General features: G+C 56.6%; 7 protein-coding genes, 2 tRNA genes and 3 rRNA genes. 2 read left to right on the forward strand and 10 right to left on the reverse strand.

All coding sequences use genetic code 11. The annotated features are described in order from the left end of the window. Positions 1 to 6 precede the first annotated feature (6 nt). Positions 7 to 1,473 carry a xanthine dehydrogenase small subunit gene (gene xdhA, locus ACPJXG_RS23545; RefSeq protein WP_425252502.1) on the reverse strand — a complete coding sequence of 489 codons (1,467 nt, stop codon included), beginning with the start codon at positions 1,471 to 1,473 and terminating at the stop codon, positions 7 to 9. Positions 1,474 to 1,572: 99 nt separating this feature from the next. Then, entirely contained in the window at positions 1,573 to 2,526 is a 954-nt protein-coding gene (gene puuE / locus ACPJXG_RS23550; RefSeq protein WP_176390535.1) for an allantoinase PuuE, read from the reverse strand. A 121-nt stretch (positions 2,527 to 2,647) separates the two neighbouring features. On the opposite strand from puuE, the gene uraH reads away from it, so the two are divergent. After that, the gene (gene uraH / locus ACPJXG_RS23555; RefSeq protein ID WP_425252503.1) at positions 2,648 to 3,001 is read left to right on the forward strand and encodes a hydroxyisourate hydrolase; all 354 of its coding nucleotides are present in this window, start codon (positions 2,648 to 2,650) and stop codon (positions 2,999 to 3,001) included. 188 nt (positions 3,002 to 3,189) lie between these two features. Here uraH and rrf read toward each other — a convergent pair. The 5 genes from rrf to ACPJXG_RS23580 all read right to left on the reverse strand — a co-directional run bounded on the left by rrf (position 3,190) and on the right by ACPJXG_RS23580 (position 8,418). Continuing rightward, positions 3,190 to 3,302, reverse strand: a 5S ribosomal RNA gene (gene rrf, locus ACPJXG_RS23560). 138 nt (positions 3,303 to 3,440) lie between these two features. Beyond that, positions 3,441 to 6,330, reverse strand: a 23S ribosomal RNA gene (locus ACPJXG_RS23565). Positions 6,331 to 6,569: 239 nt separating this feature from the next. Then, positions 6,570 to 6,645, reverse strand: a tRNA-Ala gene (locus ACPJXG_RS23570). Between the two features lie 68 nt (positions 6,646 to 6,713). Next, positions 6,714 to 6,790, reverse strand: a tRNA-Ile gene (locus ACPJXG_RS23575). Between the two features lie 98 nt (positions 6,791 to 6,888). After that, positions 6,889 to 8,418: ribosomal RNA gene (locus ACPJXG_RS23580) — 16S ribosomal RNA — on the reverse strand. The 16S, 23S and 5S rRNA genes sit together here with 2 tRNA genes alongside, the layout of an rRNA operon. A gap of 612 nt (positions 8,419 to 9,030) precedes the next feature. On the opposite strand from ACPJXG_RS23580, the gene ACPJXG_RS23585 reads away from it, so the two are divergent. Then, the gene (locus ACPJXG_RS23585; protein WP_425252504.1) at positions 9,031 to 11,019 is read left to right on the forward strand and encodes a sigma-54-dependent Fis family transcriptional regulator; all 1,989 of its coding nucleotides are present in this window, start codon (positions 9,031 to 9,033) and stop codon (positions 11,017 to 11,019) included. A gap of 1 nt (position 11,020) precedes the next feature. Here the strand turns inward: ACPJXG_RS23585 and ACPJXG_RS23590 are convergent, their stop codons facing one another. From ACPJXG_RS23590 to ACPJXG_RS23600, 3 genes are read right to left on the reverse strand one after another with little or no spacing between them, the layout of a single operon-like run. Further along, the gene (locus ACPJXG_RS23590; protein WP_425252505.1) at positions 11,021 to 12,031 is read right to left on the reverse strand and encodes an FAD:protein FMN transferase; all 1,011 of its coding nucleotides are present in this window, start codon (positions 12,029 to 12,031) and stop codon (positions 11,021 to 11,023) included. Continuing rightward, a complete protein-coding gene (locus ACPJXG_RS23595) occupies positions 12,021 to 14,123 on the reverse strand; it encodes a 4Fe-4S binding protein (protein ID WP_425252506.1) in 2,103 nt (700 codons plus the stop codon). The genes ACPJXG_RS23590 and ACPJXG_RS23595 overlap by 11 nt, the downstream gene beginning before the upstream one ends. Positions 14,124 to 14,180: 57 nt before the next feature. Next, positions 14,181 to 15,341, reverse strand: coding sequence for a porin (locus tag ACPJXG_RS23600; protein WP_425252507.1), 1,161 nt, complete (start codon positions 15,339 to 15,341; stop codon positions 14,181 to 14,183). Positions 15,342 to 15,480: the final 139 nt, after the last annotated feature.

Here is a 15,480-nt window from a genome sequence, read left to right on the forward strand (position 1 = left end):
GTCCTTTCAGGCGCGGCAAGCGTAGGCGTTGACGGCGGCGCGTTGCAAAGGCGCACCGGGGCGTGTTTCCAGCCAGAAGCGGCGCAACAGGTTTTGCGCCGTCGTCATGCGGTAGGTATTCGACGCGCGCATGTCGGACAGGGGCGCGTAATCGTCGGCCAGCAAGCGCATGGCGATGAGCAGATTGTCTTCCGTCCACGCCTGTCCGCGCAAAAACGCTTCCGTTTGCGCGGCGCGCTGCGGCGTGCCCGCCATGCCGCCAAAGGCGATGCGCGCATCGACGATGCGCTCGCCATCGAGTTCAAAGGCAAACGCGGCGCACACGGCCGAAATATCCTGGTCAAAGCGTTTCGCCAGTTTATACGTGCGGAAATGCACGTCGGCACGCGGCAAGGGCACGCGCACGGCTTCGACGAATTCTCCGGGTTGCAAATCTTTCTTTTGGTAAGCCAGATAGAAGTTTTCCAGCGGCATGATCCGCTGGCCACTTGGACCGTGCAACACGATCTCGCTGCCCAGCGCAATCAGCCATGGCATCGAGTCGCCGATGGGCGAGCCATTCGCCACATTGCCGCCCAGGGTACCCGCGTTGCGGATTGGCAAGGAGGCAAAGCGTTGCCACAGTTCCGACAGCTCATCAGGATAATGCTGGCACAGCGCCGCATAGGCATCGTTGAGGCTGGCACCGGCGCCGATGTGCAGCTTGCCATCGTCCACGGCGATGCTTTTCAGCGCGGCGACGTTGCCGAGATAAATGATGTCGCCCAAGTCGCGCAATTGCTTGGTCACCCACAAGCCGATATCGGTGGAGCCGGCAAGCAGACAGGCTTGCGGCTTTTCCGTGCGCAGCGCCACCAGTTCCTCAATGGTGCGCGGCGCGTGGAAGTACTGGCCGCCATGTTCATAGGTGCTCAGGCTGCCGCGCTGCAGCGCCTGCAATTGCACTCCCAACGCATCGTGATCGAACGCAACATGCGGCAGTTCGCCCATGCGCCTGGCTGCATCGATGATGGGCCGGTAGCCGGTGCAACGGCACAGATTGCCCGACAGGCTGTCGTCGATTTCGCAACGCGTGGGCGTCTCGCCGTTTTTTTTCAGATACATGCCCCACAAGGACATGACAAAGCCGGGGGTGCAAAAACCGCACTGGGAACCGTGGCACTCGACCATCGCCTGTTGCACCGGGTGCAAGGCGCCGTCGGGTTGCTGCAAGTCTTCCACGGAAAACAGGGCCTTGCCATCGAGGGTGGGCGTGAGCTGGATGCAGGCGTTGACAGCCTTCATCTCGACCTGGCCATCGACCAGGCTGCCAATGACCACCGTGCAGGCGCCGCAATCGCCCTCGGCGCAGCCTTCCTTGGTGCCCGTGCAATGCAAGTCCTCGCGCAGGTGCTGCAACACAGTCTGCGTAAGGGCGGCGTCACGTACTTCCTGTACGGCACCACGATAGTAAAAGCGGATCGGTTCTGACATGCTGGCCTCGGTATAGTCCCAGTATAGGAGATTAACACCGGCATATGAGACAACTATATGCAAAGACTGATTTTACTTATCATCTTATCTCAATAGAACTCAGTCCTGGAATGGATGCGTCGCATGCCAGTGTTCGGCGATATCGATGCGGCGCGTGATCCATACCTGCTCATGGCCCTGCACATAGTCGAGGAAGCGCGCCAGCGCCGCGGCCCGTCCAGGCCGTCCCACCAGGCGGCAATGCAAGCCTACCGACAACATCTTCGGCTGATTCAAGCCGTTCGGATCGCCTTCCGCGTACAACACATCGAAGGCATCCTTCAAGTAATCAAAAAACTGCGTGCCCGAATTAAAGCCCTGCATGGCGGCAAAGCGCATGTCGTTCGTATCCAGGGTATAGGGCACGATCAGTTGCGGCTGCACGGCCGGCATGCCGGCGGCATCCGTGTACGCCACCTTGTCCCAGAATGGCAGGTCGTCTCCGTAATAATCAGCGTCATAGCGGAAACCGCCATGCTCGACCACCAGTTTGCGCGTATTCGGCGAATCGCGCCCGGTATACCAGCCTTGCGGAGCGGAACCCGTCAATTCGCGAATGATCTGCACAGCTTCGCGCATGTGTTCGCGTTCCGTCGCCTCGTCCATGTTTTGGTAGGAAATCCAGCGCAAGCCGTGGCAGGCGATTTCATGCCCCAATTGCTGGAAGGCGGCCACCGCCTCCGGATTGCGTTTCAAGGCCATCGATACGCCGAAGACCGTCAGCGGCAGGCGCCGCTCCTCGAACATGCGCAGCAAGCGCCACAGCCCGGCGCGCGAACCGTATTCATAAATCGACTCCATGCTCAGGTGGCGCGCGGGAAAGGCGGCCGCACCGATCATCTCCGATAAAAACGTTTCCGATGCGGGATCGCCATGCAGCACGCTGTTTTCCGCCCCCTCCTCGTAATTGAGGACGAATTGCAGCGCGATGCGGGCCTTGCCCGGCCATTGCGGATGGGGTGGCGTGCGGCCATAGCCGATCAAGTCGCGTGGATAATCTTCGTAATTGTTCATGCGGAGGCGCGCCTATAGGAGGACAATGTTGGCTATATGCCCAATCATATAGCCAGGCGCAGTCACCGGTATATGATTTGCACGATAAGCACATTCACTCACCCTATATACAGGATAGCAAATGGGAAAACTCAGCACGCATGTACTCGATATCGCCCACGGCAGGCCGGGAGCCGGCGTCAAAGTGGCCTTGTTTTCAGTTGCGCCGGAAGGAAAAGTGCTATTGAAGATGGATATGACCAATAGCGACGGCCGCTGCAGCACGCCATTACTGGAAGGCGACAGTATGAAAGCGGGCCAGTATGAACTGGTGTTCAATGCAGGCGACTATTTCGCCGCCCAGGGCTTAGAACTGCCATCGCCCCGCTTCATTGACCTGGTCACCCTGGCCTTCGGTATTGCGCATACGGATGAGAATTACCACGTGCCGCTGGTGGTGTCGCCCTGGTCGTATTCTACTTACCGCGGTAGCTGATGCCACGAGGCCAACAATGTTGTCGGATTACGCTACGCTAATCCGACCTACCGGACTTTACATGACCGTAGGTCGGCTTAGCGCGCAGCGCGTAAGCCGACAAGCACCACCAGCGTCAAACAAAACCACCAGACGTAAAAAAACCCCATCAATTTCTTGACGGGGTTTTCTTCTACTACGAATAACAAGCCTGACGATAACCTACTTTCACACTGGTTGCAGCACTATCATCGGCGCAAAGTTGTTTCACGGTCCTGTTCGGGATGGGAAGGGGTGGGACCAACTTGCTATGGTCATCAGGCATAACTTGTACTGGCATTTGTCCTCGATGGAGCGACAAAGCCTGAATCTGGAAGAAGCAAAGATTAGGGTAATGACTGGTAGTATCAACACACACGCAACGTTGTACCGTCTTATCCTCTGTACCTGCTAAGGTTATAGGGACAAGCCGTACGGGCAATTAGTACTGGTTAGCTTAATGCATTACTGCACTTCCACACCCAGCCTATCAACGTCCTGGTCTCGAACGACCCTTCAAAGAGCTCAAGGCTCTGGGAAATCTCATCTCAAGGCAAGTTTCCCGCTTAGATGCTTTCAGCGGTTATCTCTTCCGAACTTAGCTACCCGGCAATGCCACTGGCGTGACAACCGGTACACCAGAGGTTCGTCCACTCCGGTCCTCTCGTACTAGGAGCAGCCCCCTTCAAATTTCCAACGCCCACGGCAGATAGGGACCAAACTGTCTCACGACGTTTTAAACCCAGCTCACGTACCACTTTAAATGGCGAACAGCCATACCCTTGGGACCGGCTACAGCCCCAGGATGTGATGAGCCGACATCGAGGTGCCAAACTCCCCCGTCGATATGAACTCTTGGGAGGAATCAGCCTGTTATCCCCAGAGTACCTTTTATCCGTTGAGCGATGGCCCTTCCATACAGAACCACCGGATCACTATGTCCTACTTTCGTACCTGCTCGACTTGTCAGTCTCGCAGTTAAGCACGCTTATGCCATTGCACTATCAACACGATGTCCGACCGTATCTAGCGTACCTTCGAACTCCTCCGTTACACTTTAGGAGGAGACCGCCCCAGTCAAACTGCCTACCATGCACTGTCCCCGATCCGGATAACGGACCAAGGTTAGAACCTCAAACAAACCAGGGTGGTATTTCAAGGTTGGCTCCACGAGAACTAGCGTCCCCGCTTCAAAGCCTCCCACCTATCCTACACAGATTGGTTCAAAGTCCAATGCAAAGCTACAGTAAAGGTTCATGGGGTCTTTCCGTCTAGCCGCGGGTAGATTGCATCATCACAAACATTTCAACTTCGCTGAGTCTCGGGAGGAGACAGTGTGGCCATCGTTACGCCATTCGTGCAGGTCGGAACTTACCCGACAAGGAATTTCGCTACCTTAGGACCGTTATAGTTACGGCCGCCGTTTACTGGGACTTCAATCAAGAGCTTGCACCCCATCATTTAATCTTCCAGCACCGGGCAGGCGTCACACCCTATACGTCCACTTTCGTGTTTGCAGAGTGCTGTGTTTTTATTAAACAGTCGCAGCCACCAGTTTATTGCAACCCTTTCACCCTCATGGAGTAAACCAATCAAGCTACCGGGGCGTACCTTTTCCCGAAGTTACGGTACCAATTTGCCGAGTTCCTTCTCCCGAGTTCTCTCAAGCGCCTTAGAATACTCATCTCGCCCACCTGTGTCGGTTTGCGGTACGGTCTCGTATGACTGAAGCTTAGAGGCTTTTCTTGGAACCACTTCCGATTGCTTCGTGCACAAGTGCACTCGTCCCATCCCCTTGAATTCCGCGCCCGGATTTGCCTAAGCGCCTTCTATGAGACAGAAACTGACTATTCCAACAGTCAGACAACCTTCCGCGATCCGTCCCCCCATCGCATCATACGACGGTGCAGGAATATTAACCTGCTTCCCATCAGCTACGCATCTCTGCCTCGCCTTAGGGGCCGACTCACCCTGCTCCGATGAACGTTGAACAGGAAACCTTGGGCTTACGGCGTGGAGGCTTTTCACCCCCATTATCGCTACTCATGTCAGCATTCGCACTTCTGATACCTCCAGCATCCTTTACAAGACACCTTCGCAGGCTTACAGAACGCTCTCCTACCATATATATCTGTGATAAATCACAGAACAATATCCGCAGCTTCGGTGACTGGCTTAGCCCCGTTACATCTTCCGCGCAGGACGACTCGATCAGTGAGCTATTACGCTTTCTTTAAATGATGGCTGCTTCTAAGCCAACATCCTGACTGTTTTAGCCTTCCCACTTCGTTTTCCACTTAGCCAATCTTTGGGACCTTAGCTGGCGGTCTGGGTTGTTTCCCTCTTGACGCCGGACGTTAGCACCCGACGTCTGTCTCCCAAGCTCGCACTCATCGGTATTCGGAGTTTGCAATGGTTTGGTAAGTCGCAATGACCCCCTAGCCATAACAGTGCTCTACCCCCGATGGTGATACTTGAGGCACTACCTAAATAGTTTTCGGAGAGAACCAGCTATTTCCAAGTTTGTTTAGCCTTTCACCCCTACCCACAGCTCATCCCCTAATTTTTCAACATTAGTGGGTTCGGACCTCCAGGGCGTGTTACCGCACCTTCATCCTGGCCATGAGTAGATCACTTGGTTTCGGGTCTACACCCAGCGACTGATCGCCCTATTCGGACTCGATTTCTCTACGGCTTCCCTATGCGGTTAACCTTGCCACTGAATGTAAGTCGCTGACCCATTATACAAAAGGTACGCAGTCACGGAACAAGTCCGCTCCTACTGTTTGTATGCACACGGTTTCAGGATCTATTTCACTCCCCTTCCGGGGTTCTTTTCGCCTTTCCCTCACGGTACTGGTTCACTATCGGTCGATTACGAGTATTTAGCCTTGGAGGATGGTCCCCCCATATTCAGACAGGATGTCACGTGTCCCGCCCTACTTGTCGTACGCTTAGTATCACCGGTCTGATTTCGAATACGGGACTATCACCCGCTACGGTTCCTATTTCCAGAGGATTCTTCTATCAGTCCGACTATCACGTACAGGCTCTTCCCATTTCGCTCGCCGCTACTTTGGGAATCTCGGTTGATTTCTTTTCCTGCAGCTACTTAGATGTTTCAGTTCGCCGCGTTCGCCTTGCATACCTATGTATTCAGTATGCAATACCCTAAAAGGGTGGGTTGCCCCATTCGGAAATCTGCGGATCAAAGTGTGTTTGCTCACTCCCCGCAGCTTATCGCAAGCTACTACGTCCTTCATCGCCTGTAATCGCCAAGGCATCCACCATGTGCACTTATTCGCTTGTCCCTATAACGTTAGCCTCTGCTCACCGAGGTGACCAAAGAGCGCTACAGGGATAAGAAAGTACAACGTTGTTGCTTGTTTGTTGATACATACAATCATTACCCATCGATTCACCTTTTACGGCAAACCGATCAATAAATAATCTTTACTTCTTCCAGATTGTTAAAGAACGAAACAGCTTTGATCGCTAAAAGATCAAATCTAAACCCAGAGGCTTACATTTGTACTTTCGAGTAAAACTTTGGTGGAGGATGACGGGATCGAACCGACGACCCCCTGCTTGCAAAGCAGGTGCTCTCCCAGCTGAGCTAATCCCCCTGTGGGTATTACATTACTGGTAGGTCTGGCTGGACTAGCGTCCACCTTACCCCCGGGTCTGTTTCTGCTGGTAGGGCTGGTTGGACTCGAACCAACGACCCCCGCGTTATCAACACGGTGCTCTAACCAGCTGAGCTACAGCCCCAACGCGGAACTACTACGACTACTGTTTCTTCTTAATTAAACAGCCGATAAGTGTGAACATTTGATGCGTGAATCATTTCTGATTCGTGCAAACTCTAGAAAGGAGGTGATCCAGCCGCACCTTCCGATACGGCTACCTTGTTACGACTTCACCCCAGTCACGAATCCTACCGTGGTAAGCGCCCTCCTTGCGGTTAAGCTACCTACTTCTGGTAAAACCCGCTCCCATGGTGTGACGGGCGGTGTGTACAAGACCCGGGAACGTATTCACCGCGACATGCTGATCCGCGATTACTAGCGATTCCAACTTCATGCAGTCGAGTTGCAGACTACAATCCGGACTACGATACACTTTCTGCGATTAGCTCCCCCTCGCGGGTTGGCGGCGCTCTGTATGTACCATTGTATGACGTGTGAAGCCCTACCCATAAGGGCCATGAGGACTTGACGTCATCCCCACCTTCCTCCGGTTTGTCACCGGCAGTCTCATTAGAGTGCCCTTTCGTAGCAACTAATGACAAGGGTTGCGCTCGTTGCGGGACTTAACCCAACATCTCACGACACGAGCTGACGACAGCCATGCAGCACCTGTGTACTGGTTCTCTTTCGAGCACTCCTCAATCTCTCGAGGATTCCAGCCATGTCAAGGGTAGGTAAGGTTTTTCGCGTTGCATCGAATTAATCCACATCATCCACCGCTTGTGCGGGTCCCCGTCAATTCCTTTGAGTTTTAATCTTGCGACCGTACTCCCCAGGCGGTCTACTTCACGCGTTAGCTGCGTTACCAAGTCAATTAAGACCCGACAACTAGTAGACATCGTTTAGGGCGTGGACTACCAGGGTATCTAATCCTGTTTGCTCCCCACGCTTTCGTGCATGAGCGTCAATCTTGACCCAGGGGCTGCCTTCGCCATCGGTGTTCCTCCACATATCTACGCATTTCACTGCTACACGTGGAATTCTACCCCCCTCTGCCAGATTCTAGCCTTGCAGTCTCCAATGCAATTCCCAGGTTGAGCCCGGGGATTTCACATCAGACTTACAAAACCGCCTGCGCACGCTTTACGCCCAGTAATTCCGATTAACGCTTGCACCCTACGTATTACCGCGGCTGCTGGCACGTAGTTAGCCGGTGCTTATTCTTCAGGTACCGTCATTAGCAAGAGATATTAGCTCTCACCGTTTCTTCCCTGACAAAAGAGCTTTACAACCCGAAGGCCTTCTTCACTCACGCGGCATTGCTGGATCAGGCTTTCGCCCATTGTCCAAAATTCCCCACTGCTGCCTCCCGTAGGAGTCTGGACCGTGTCTCAGTTCCAGTGTGGCTGGTCGTCCTCTCAGACCAGCTACTGATCGATGCCTTGGTAGGCTTTTACCCTACCAACTAGCTAATCAGATATCGGCCGCTCCACGAGCATGAGGTCTTGCGATCCCCCACTTTCATCCTTAGATCGTATGCGGTATTAGCGTAACTTTCGCTACGTTATCCCCCACTCTAGGGTACGTTCCGATATATTACTCACCCGTTCGCCACTCGCCACCAGAGCAAGCTCCGTGCTGCCGTTCGACTTGCATGTGTAAGGCATGCCGCCAGCGTTCAATCTGAGCCAGGATCAAACTCTTCAGTTTAATCTCTGTTACTTTGCCATTTTATTGGCACCGTCTTGCGACGGGTCGCTCACTCAAAAAACTGACAGGCTACTTCCGAAGAAGTATCCTATTTCATTATTTCTTGTGAACATTTGATATTTTAAGTTTTACAGCGATCCGAAAATCGCTGCTGCACTTACATCAAATGCCCACACTTATCGACTGTTAATTGTTAAAGAACTGTATTCGGTGCTGCTTATTTACCACTCTCGCGCTATCGACAAAGCGTTGTGTTTGTCAGCTGCGAAGAAGGAAGAGTATGAAGCATTTCGCTAAATCCGTCAACTCCTTCTTTTCTCTCGTCTCACTCGGCATTTGCATGCGTCGTTCAGCGAGGGGGCGAATTATAGCCCTGCTCCGCGTGCCCCGCAAGCGCTATTTTTCCGTCCTGCGAAACGGCCCTGGCACCACACTTGCTTATACAGCCCTATGCACTGTCCACTGAAAGGAGCAACTCTGGGCCTGGCAGCAACACTGGGGATAGCCCGGTTCGCTTTGCTTTGCTCCCATCTGTGACAGGTGCTACATTATGGAACACTCTCGATATTCAAAAGAGCGCCCAGTACAGGGCCCAACGGAGGCAACGAGATCATGTATCAACCGTCAGCTACTTACCGTAGCACACCGTTTTCGTCCATCGCGGACGCGAACATTTTGCCTGCAGGACAGGACAACGTCCCCGTCATCATTGAAACTTCCCATCAGCGCTCCGTCGCCTTTGGCCTGTCACCCACGGCCACGCCCGACTTTACGCCGGCCGGCAAATCCGACCTGTCCTTGCTGATCGAGCAAAACCGCTTGCTGCACGCGCATGCGCTGCCCGCCATGGAAACTCTGTACCAGCAAATCGTCAACACCCACAATATGGTGATCTTGACGGATGCCAACGGCGTCATCGTGCATTCGCTGGGCGATGATGATTTCTTGGAGAAAGCCAATCGCGTGGCCCTGCAGCCGGGCGTGGCATGGTCGGAACAAAGCCGCGGCACGAATGCCATCGGCACGGCCATCACGGAAAAAGTTCCGACCCTGGTCCATGCGGACCAGCATTATCTGGCCGCCAATCATTTCCTGACCTGCTCCGCAGCACCGATCACCGACCACCGGGGCAATGTCATCGGCGTGCTGGACGTCTCGAGCGACCAGCGCAGTTTCCACAAGCATACGATGGCCCTCGTGCGCATGTCGGCGCTGATGATCGAGAACCAGCTGTTTTCCGCCACCTTCGAAGACGCCATCACCGTGCACTTCCACGCGCGCCCCGAATTCATCGGCACCTTGATGGAAGGCATCGCCTCGTTCACGCCGGGTGGACGGTTTTTATCGGCCAACAAGAATGGCCTGTTTCAGCTGGGCCTGTCATTTGCCGCGCTGCAATCGCACACATTCAGTTCCCTGTTCGGCTTGCCCGTATCCGCCCTGTACGACCATTACCGCACGGCCTCGCCCGGTTTGCTGAACCTGTGCATGCACAGCGGCGTGCGCGTGTATGGGCGAGCGCAGTTGCGCCTGTCCAATAGCGTCTTCCAGCACGGCTTTACTGCCAGCACCGATCAGAGCGATATCAATGCCGCATCGGCCCAGGTTCCCGCGCCGGCCAGCCATGCGGCCAACGCGGCGCGCCGCCTGTCCGGCCTGCGCTATCTGCGCACAGGCGACCCGCAACTGGAACTGGTGATCGAAAAGGTCAACAAGGTATTGGGGCGCGACATCCCCATCCTCGTCATGGGCGAAACGGGCACCGGCAAGGAATTGCTGGCGCAAGCCATCCACAACGATTCGCCACGGGCCATGGGGCCGTTCATTGCCGTCAATTGCGCCTCGATTCCGGAAACCCTGATCGAGTCCGAACTGTTCGGCTATGAGGACGGGGCGTTTACGGGTGCGCGCAAGAAAGGCGCCATCGGCAAGATCCTGCAAGCCAATGGCGGCACCCTGTTCCTCGATGAAATCGGCGACATGCCGTTTGGCTTGCAGGCACGGCTGTTGCGCGTGTTGCAGGAACGCATGGTTACGCCGCTGGGCAGCAGCAAATCGATCACCGTCAATGTGGAACTCATTTGTGCCACGAATCACAACTTGCGCGAACGCATGGCCAAAGGACTGTTCCGCGAAGATTTGTATTACCGCCTGAATGGCCTGGTGGTAAAACTGCCGCCGCTGCGCGAGCGCACGGACCTGGACACGGTCGTGAAAAAAATCCTCGCCACGGAAGCACCCGACACGCGCTACACGGTGGCGCCGGATACTCTGCGCATGTTCCACCAGCATAAATGGCCGGGCAATTTCCGCCAGTTGACCAATCTCTTGCGCACGGCCATCGTCATGGCGGGTGACGAACATGAAATCTGTCTGCGCCACATGCCCGATGATTTCCTCGACGATATTGAGATGACGCAAGCGACTGCCGCCAGCGCCAGCACGGACCGCATGATCGCGGCCGGCGCCAACCTGGAAGAAATGGAGCAAAGCGTCATTCTCAAATCGCTCGATGCCCACGGTGGCAACGTCTCGGCCACGGCGCGGGCCCTGGGCGTATCCCGCAACACGATCTATCGCAAGGTGCCGCATCTGAAATAGCCTACATTAGAAGGGAAAAGCCGGGCGACATCTCGCGCCGGCCCTGCTTGTCGATGGTCATCAGGTCAACGCCTTCCATTTGCGCGGCCATCGCATGCGCGCGCGCCGCGCCCGTCACCATGAAGGTCGTCGACAAGCCATCGGCCAGCAAGCCCGTGGGTGCCAGCACGGTCACGCTGGCCAGTTCGCGCGGCGAATCGCCCTTCGATGGATCGAAGATGTGGTGATGCACGAAGTCGGGCGTAAACGTGCATTCGTAATCGCCCGACGTGGCCACGCTGCGCCCTTCCACTTTCAAGGTGGCCGCGAGTATTTCTGCGTCACGCGGGTCCTGGATACCCAGGGTCCAGGGACGGCGCACGGAACGCTGCCCGCGCGCAACGAATTCGCCCGTGTCCAGCAAGGCGTGCCGTATGCCGCGCGCCTGCACAGCCGCCAGCGCCATGTCCGCCGCATAACCTTGTGCCAGGCCATTCAAGGTCAGCGCCATGCCTGGTCGAAGAAAACGCACTTCCCGGCTATCCCACGCCAGTTGCCGCCAGCCTACCCGCGCCTGCGCTTCGCGCCGCAATGCTTGCGCAGGCAAGCCGGTCTGGTCTGCCGCCGCGCGAAACAGCTGCCATAAGGGTTGCACCGTGATATCAAACGCCCCATTGCTCCATTGCGACAAGGCTTGTGCCTGCGCCAGCACGGCCAGCAAATGGGCGTCCGGCCGGGCCAGGCGGCCATCGCGGTTTAGCTGAAAGACCTGGCTGCTCGGACTGTAAATACTCATCAAGCGGTCGATAGTCCTGGCCGCATGCAAGGCGTCTTCAATCGCCAGCTCCGCCTGGCGCTGATCGTGGTGCAACACGGTGACGGCGATCGTCGTGCCAAACGCCAGCGCGGCGCCTTGATAAGGCCGCACGCCGGACGCCGTGGCCGTACCGCGTGCCATGCTGCCAGGCAAAGACAAGCCCGCCATACCGGCCACGCTGCCGATGGCCGCGGAAATAAAGGTTCTACGCTGCATTGCTGCTCTCCTCTGCCGTGGCCCGGACAATCGGGATGGTGCGGGCACGCTTGATTTCCAGCATCAAGGGTGCGCATTTTTCATCGCTGGCGTAAATCACCACGCAATCCATACACTGGAAACATTCGCCGTAATCGACTTTCCCGCTCGGCGCGATGGCGTGATGTTCGCAGCGGTGGCGACACGTCTGGCACGGTGTGCCGCACTCCTTGCGACGCGGAATCCAGTTGAACACGCGAAACCGCCCCAGCAGCGCCAGCGCCGCGCCAAACGGGCACAGGTAGCGGCAAAAGAATTTGTAGGAAACACTGCTGAGCAGCAGCAAGCCCACGGCATACGCGACGAACGGCCAGGCGCGCACGAAGTTCAGGGTAATGGCCGTCTTGAACGGCTCCAGCTCGACCAGCTTGTCCGTGATCTGGCTGGAAAACAGGCTGCTGCCAAGTATGGCCGCCAGCAAGCCATACTTGATCCATTTCAAGCGGCCATCGAGACGCGGCTTGATCTTCCACTGCGGCAAGCGCAGCCACTGGCCCAGCTTGCCCGTGAATTCCTGCAGCGCGCCAAACGGACACAGCCAGCCGCAAAACGTGCCGCGCCCCCAGATAAACAGACTGAGCAGCACGAACGCCCACAGGATCACCGTCATCGGATCGAACAGAAAAAAGCTCAGGCTGCGCCCCGCCAGCAGCGCCTGGATGACACCCGTGATATTGACAATCGATAACTGCCCCTGCGCGTAATAGCCGATGAAGCCGATGGTAAACAACAGGAACAGACGGCGGAACCAGGCAAATTGCCGCCCGTCGCGCACCAGGCGTTTCTGCCATGTCAATGCGCCGGCCAGCAGCGCCAGCCCGGCGAGCAAGAGCAGCAACTCGGCCTTGCGGTTCTTCCATGTGCCGCGCCACGTGGCATCGTCGCCTTGCGGCGCCGTATAGAACTCGGCCGGCAAACGGTAGTTGAAATCCACGTTGCGCGCGATGCGTTCCGGATACACGATGCCCTTGCTGCGCGTGATCGGTAGCGTGAACGCCAGCGGACTGGCCGCATCGAGCCCCGCCTGGCTGATGATCCGAAACACGGCGACATTTTCCGTTGGTAACGTAGCCGTACCGGACAGGTTCAATTCCAGGTCCAGGTCGCGCATGTCGATGGGCAATCCATCTTGCTTCAGTAACAAGCGGTCCGGCACGGTGCCGCGCACGAAATCGTCGCCCAGCACGCTGTAGCGCCCGCGCGACATGACAAGGATGGCGTGGTCGCCCTCGTCGAGCCGGTTGCGCAATTTGTTCCAGCTGCGCTCCGTCAACAGATTGCGCCCCACTGTGGGCACGGATACATACGCCAGGTACAGATCGATGAACACGCCGTCCGGCTCGCGCGTGGCTTCCGGTTCGAGTCCGGCTCCGGGACTGCCGGCAAACAAAGTCTCTACCTCCTTGTTGCTCAAACGCACATGCTGGATCAAGCCCTGTGCGAGCATCTGCGTCACGCTGCGTTTTTCGAACACTTCCATGCGGATACGGGCGATCTGGTCCGGGTCGCGGCCTTGCGCAAACCCTAGTTTTTTTCGCGACACTTTCAATGCCGAGGCCAGCACGCTTTGATTGATGATGCGCACGGAGGCCGTGGCCTTCGACACGCCGTCGATATCGGCATGGGTCGCATCCGGCGCGCGTTTGGTTCTTGCATCGATGGCGATATTCTGTTTCAGCGACAAGCCCTGGTACTGTTTGACGAACTGAAACAGGGGCGCTTCACCTAGGCCATCGAGAAATACGGGCTCGTGCTGCGACAGCACGGCGACGTCGAGAAAGCTGCCTTTCGGATCGATGGCGATCAGCAGATTGACGGGAACGCCGGAAAAGCCGGGAATCGGCGACAGGTCCACCGATTCGAAAACGTAGCCGGCAAGTTCCGTGGCCGTGGCGTTTTGGCGGAACAAGGGCCAGACGGGCAAATCGGTCTCCTTGTCGCCGACGACGATGGGCGCAGGAAAGCGCCGCGCCAGATCGGCTTTGGTCAGCACACCGGCCCAAGCCTGTCCCAGGATAAACAGGAATAGCCAGCAGGCTATGAACAAGCGCATTATCCGCATGCATGGTGCTCCGTGCGGCGCCCTGTCGCAAGGCGCCGCATTTATTGGTTAGAAGAAAATAATGCCGCCCAAGGACACGCCATTCATCTTTGCCTCGCCGCCCGTAAAGCCTTTCGAGCGCGTCTGGCCCAGCTCGCCCACCAGGGTGATCGCGCTGTTGAGCGAGTAATACGCGCCCAGAGTCAGGTTGGCGTTCGACTTCAAGCCGCCCGTGCCGGTCGTGTTGTCGTCGTTCTTGCTGATGCCGTAAGACAAGCCCAGCTTCAGCTTGTCCGTCGTTTTATACGTGCCTTGCAGCAGCCAGTTCTTCGACTTGGTATCGCCCTGGTCCGCATCGGAAAGAATCCCCAATCCTTTGCCGCCCTGGAAGTTGACCAGCACGCCAGCCGGCCCCATCTGGTACGAGCCGCCCACTTCCACGCCGCGCATGGTCAGATCATCTACACCTGGCGTCTTCGAGGTGAATTTTTGCGACTTCACGCCCAGCCACGCCTTCAAGCCTTCCTGCGCATACGTCAGCTGCGCCTGCACTTGCGGACTCGACTTCGAGGAATAGGTCGAGCCTGCCACGATGGGCGTATCGGAGACGGGGCTGACCAGCGCCACGTCGACGCCAACGCCGCCCGACTTCGGCGAGCTGTACATGATCTGGCCATAGTTGCCCAGATACGTGTAGCCGGCGCCGATATGGCCCAAGGTGACACGACCGCGCTGCGTCGCCTGCACCGGTGCGCCTGAGCCCAGCAAGGTCATGTCGGACAAAATCGCATTTGCGCCGAAGATGCCGTAGTCGCGGCCCAGCTTGAAGGTGCCCATGTGTTCATTGCCAAACGTAAAGAAGGCCTGGCGCACGTCGACCACGCTGTTCTGGCTGATGGCGCTATCCGTGGCCGTCGAGTTGTAGATGCCGATCAAGGCTTTCACGTCGTACTCGCCCAGGCGCGAGCTTGCCGAAGTGATCAAGCCATTCGGCAGCAAGCCGTTGCCGATGGTGGTGCGGTCCTTCTCTCCGCCGCAACCGAGCGCCTGGCCGCCCAGCGCCAGCCCGCCCACCGCATCACCCGAACACGACACTTGCGTGTAATAGGCGTTGACGATGCCGCCTACCGATACGGTCCAGTCGCCAGCCTTGATATCGACGGCTTGCGCCTGTCCCACCGTTGCGATTGTCATGACACCCAGGCTCCCCAGCTTGATCCATGTGTTCATTGCTTCTCCTCTTTCTTCTCTGTTTTTAGTGTGCACACCAGTGATTGATGTACCTCAAGCTTTGGCAATAAGCGTGCCCAGCACGGCCCAGAGGGAGAAAGAAAAAAAGCGTATTTAAGGTGTGCAGCAGCGGATCAAT

It is taken from the genome of Janthinobacterium sp. NFX145 (genome assembly GCF_049810325.1).
Lineage (GTDB): Bacteria > Pseudomonadota > Gammaproteobacteria > Burkholderiales > Burkholderiaceae_D > Janthinobacterium > Janthinobacterium rivuli.

Bases quoted from the DNA above. Each gene is read 5' to 3' on its own strand.
- xdhA (WP_425252502.1), bottom strand. From the start codon at position 1,473: ATGTCAGAACCGATCCGCTTTTACTATCGTGGTGCCGTACAGGAAGTA.
- puuE (WP_176390535.1), bottom strand. From the start codon at position 2,526: ATGAACAATTACGAAGATTATCCACGCGACTTGATCGGCTATGGCCGC.
- uraH (WP_425252503.1), top strand. From the start codon at position 2,648: ATGGGAAAACTCAGCACGCATGTACTCGATATCGCCCACGGCAGGCCG.
- ACPJXG_RS23585 (WP_425252504.1), top strand. From the start codon at position 9,031: ATGTATCAACCGTCAGCTACTTACCGTAGCACACCGTTTTCGTCCATC.
- ACPJXG_RS23590 (WP_425252505.1), bottom strand. From the start codon at position 12,031: ATGCAGCGTAGAACCTTTATTTCCGCGGCCATCGGCAGCGTGGCCGGT.
- ACPJXG_RS23595 (WP_425252506.1), bottom strand. From the start codon at position 14,123: ATGCGCTTGTTCATAGCCTGCTGGCTATTCCTGTTTATCCTGGGACAG.
- ACPJXG_RS23600 (WP_425252507.1), bottom strand. From the start codon at position 15,341: ATGAACACATGGATCAAGCTGGGGAGCCTGGGTGTCATGACAATCGCA.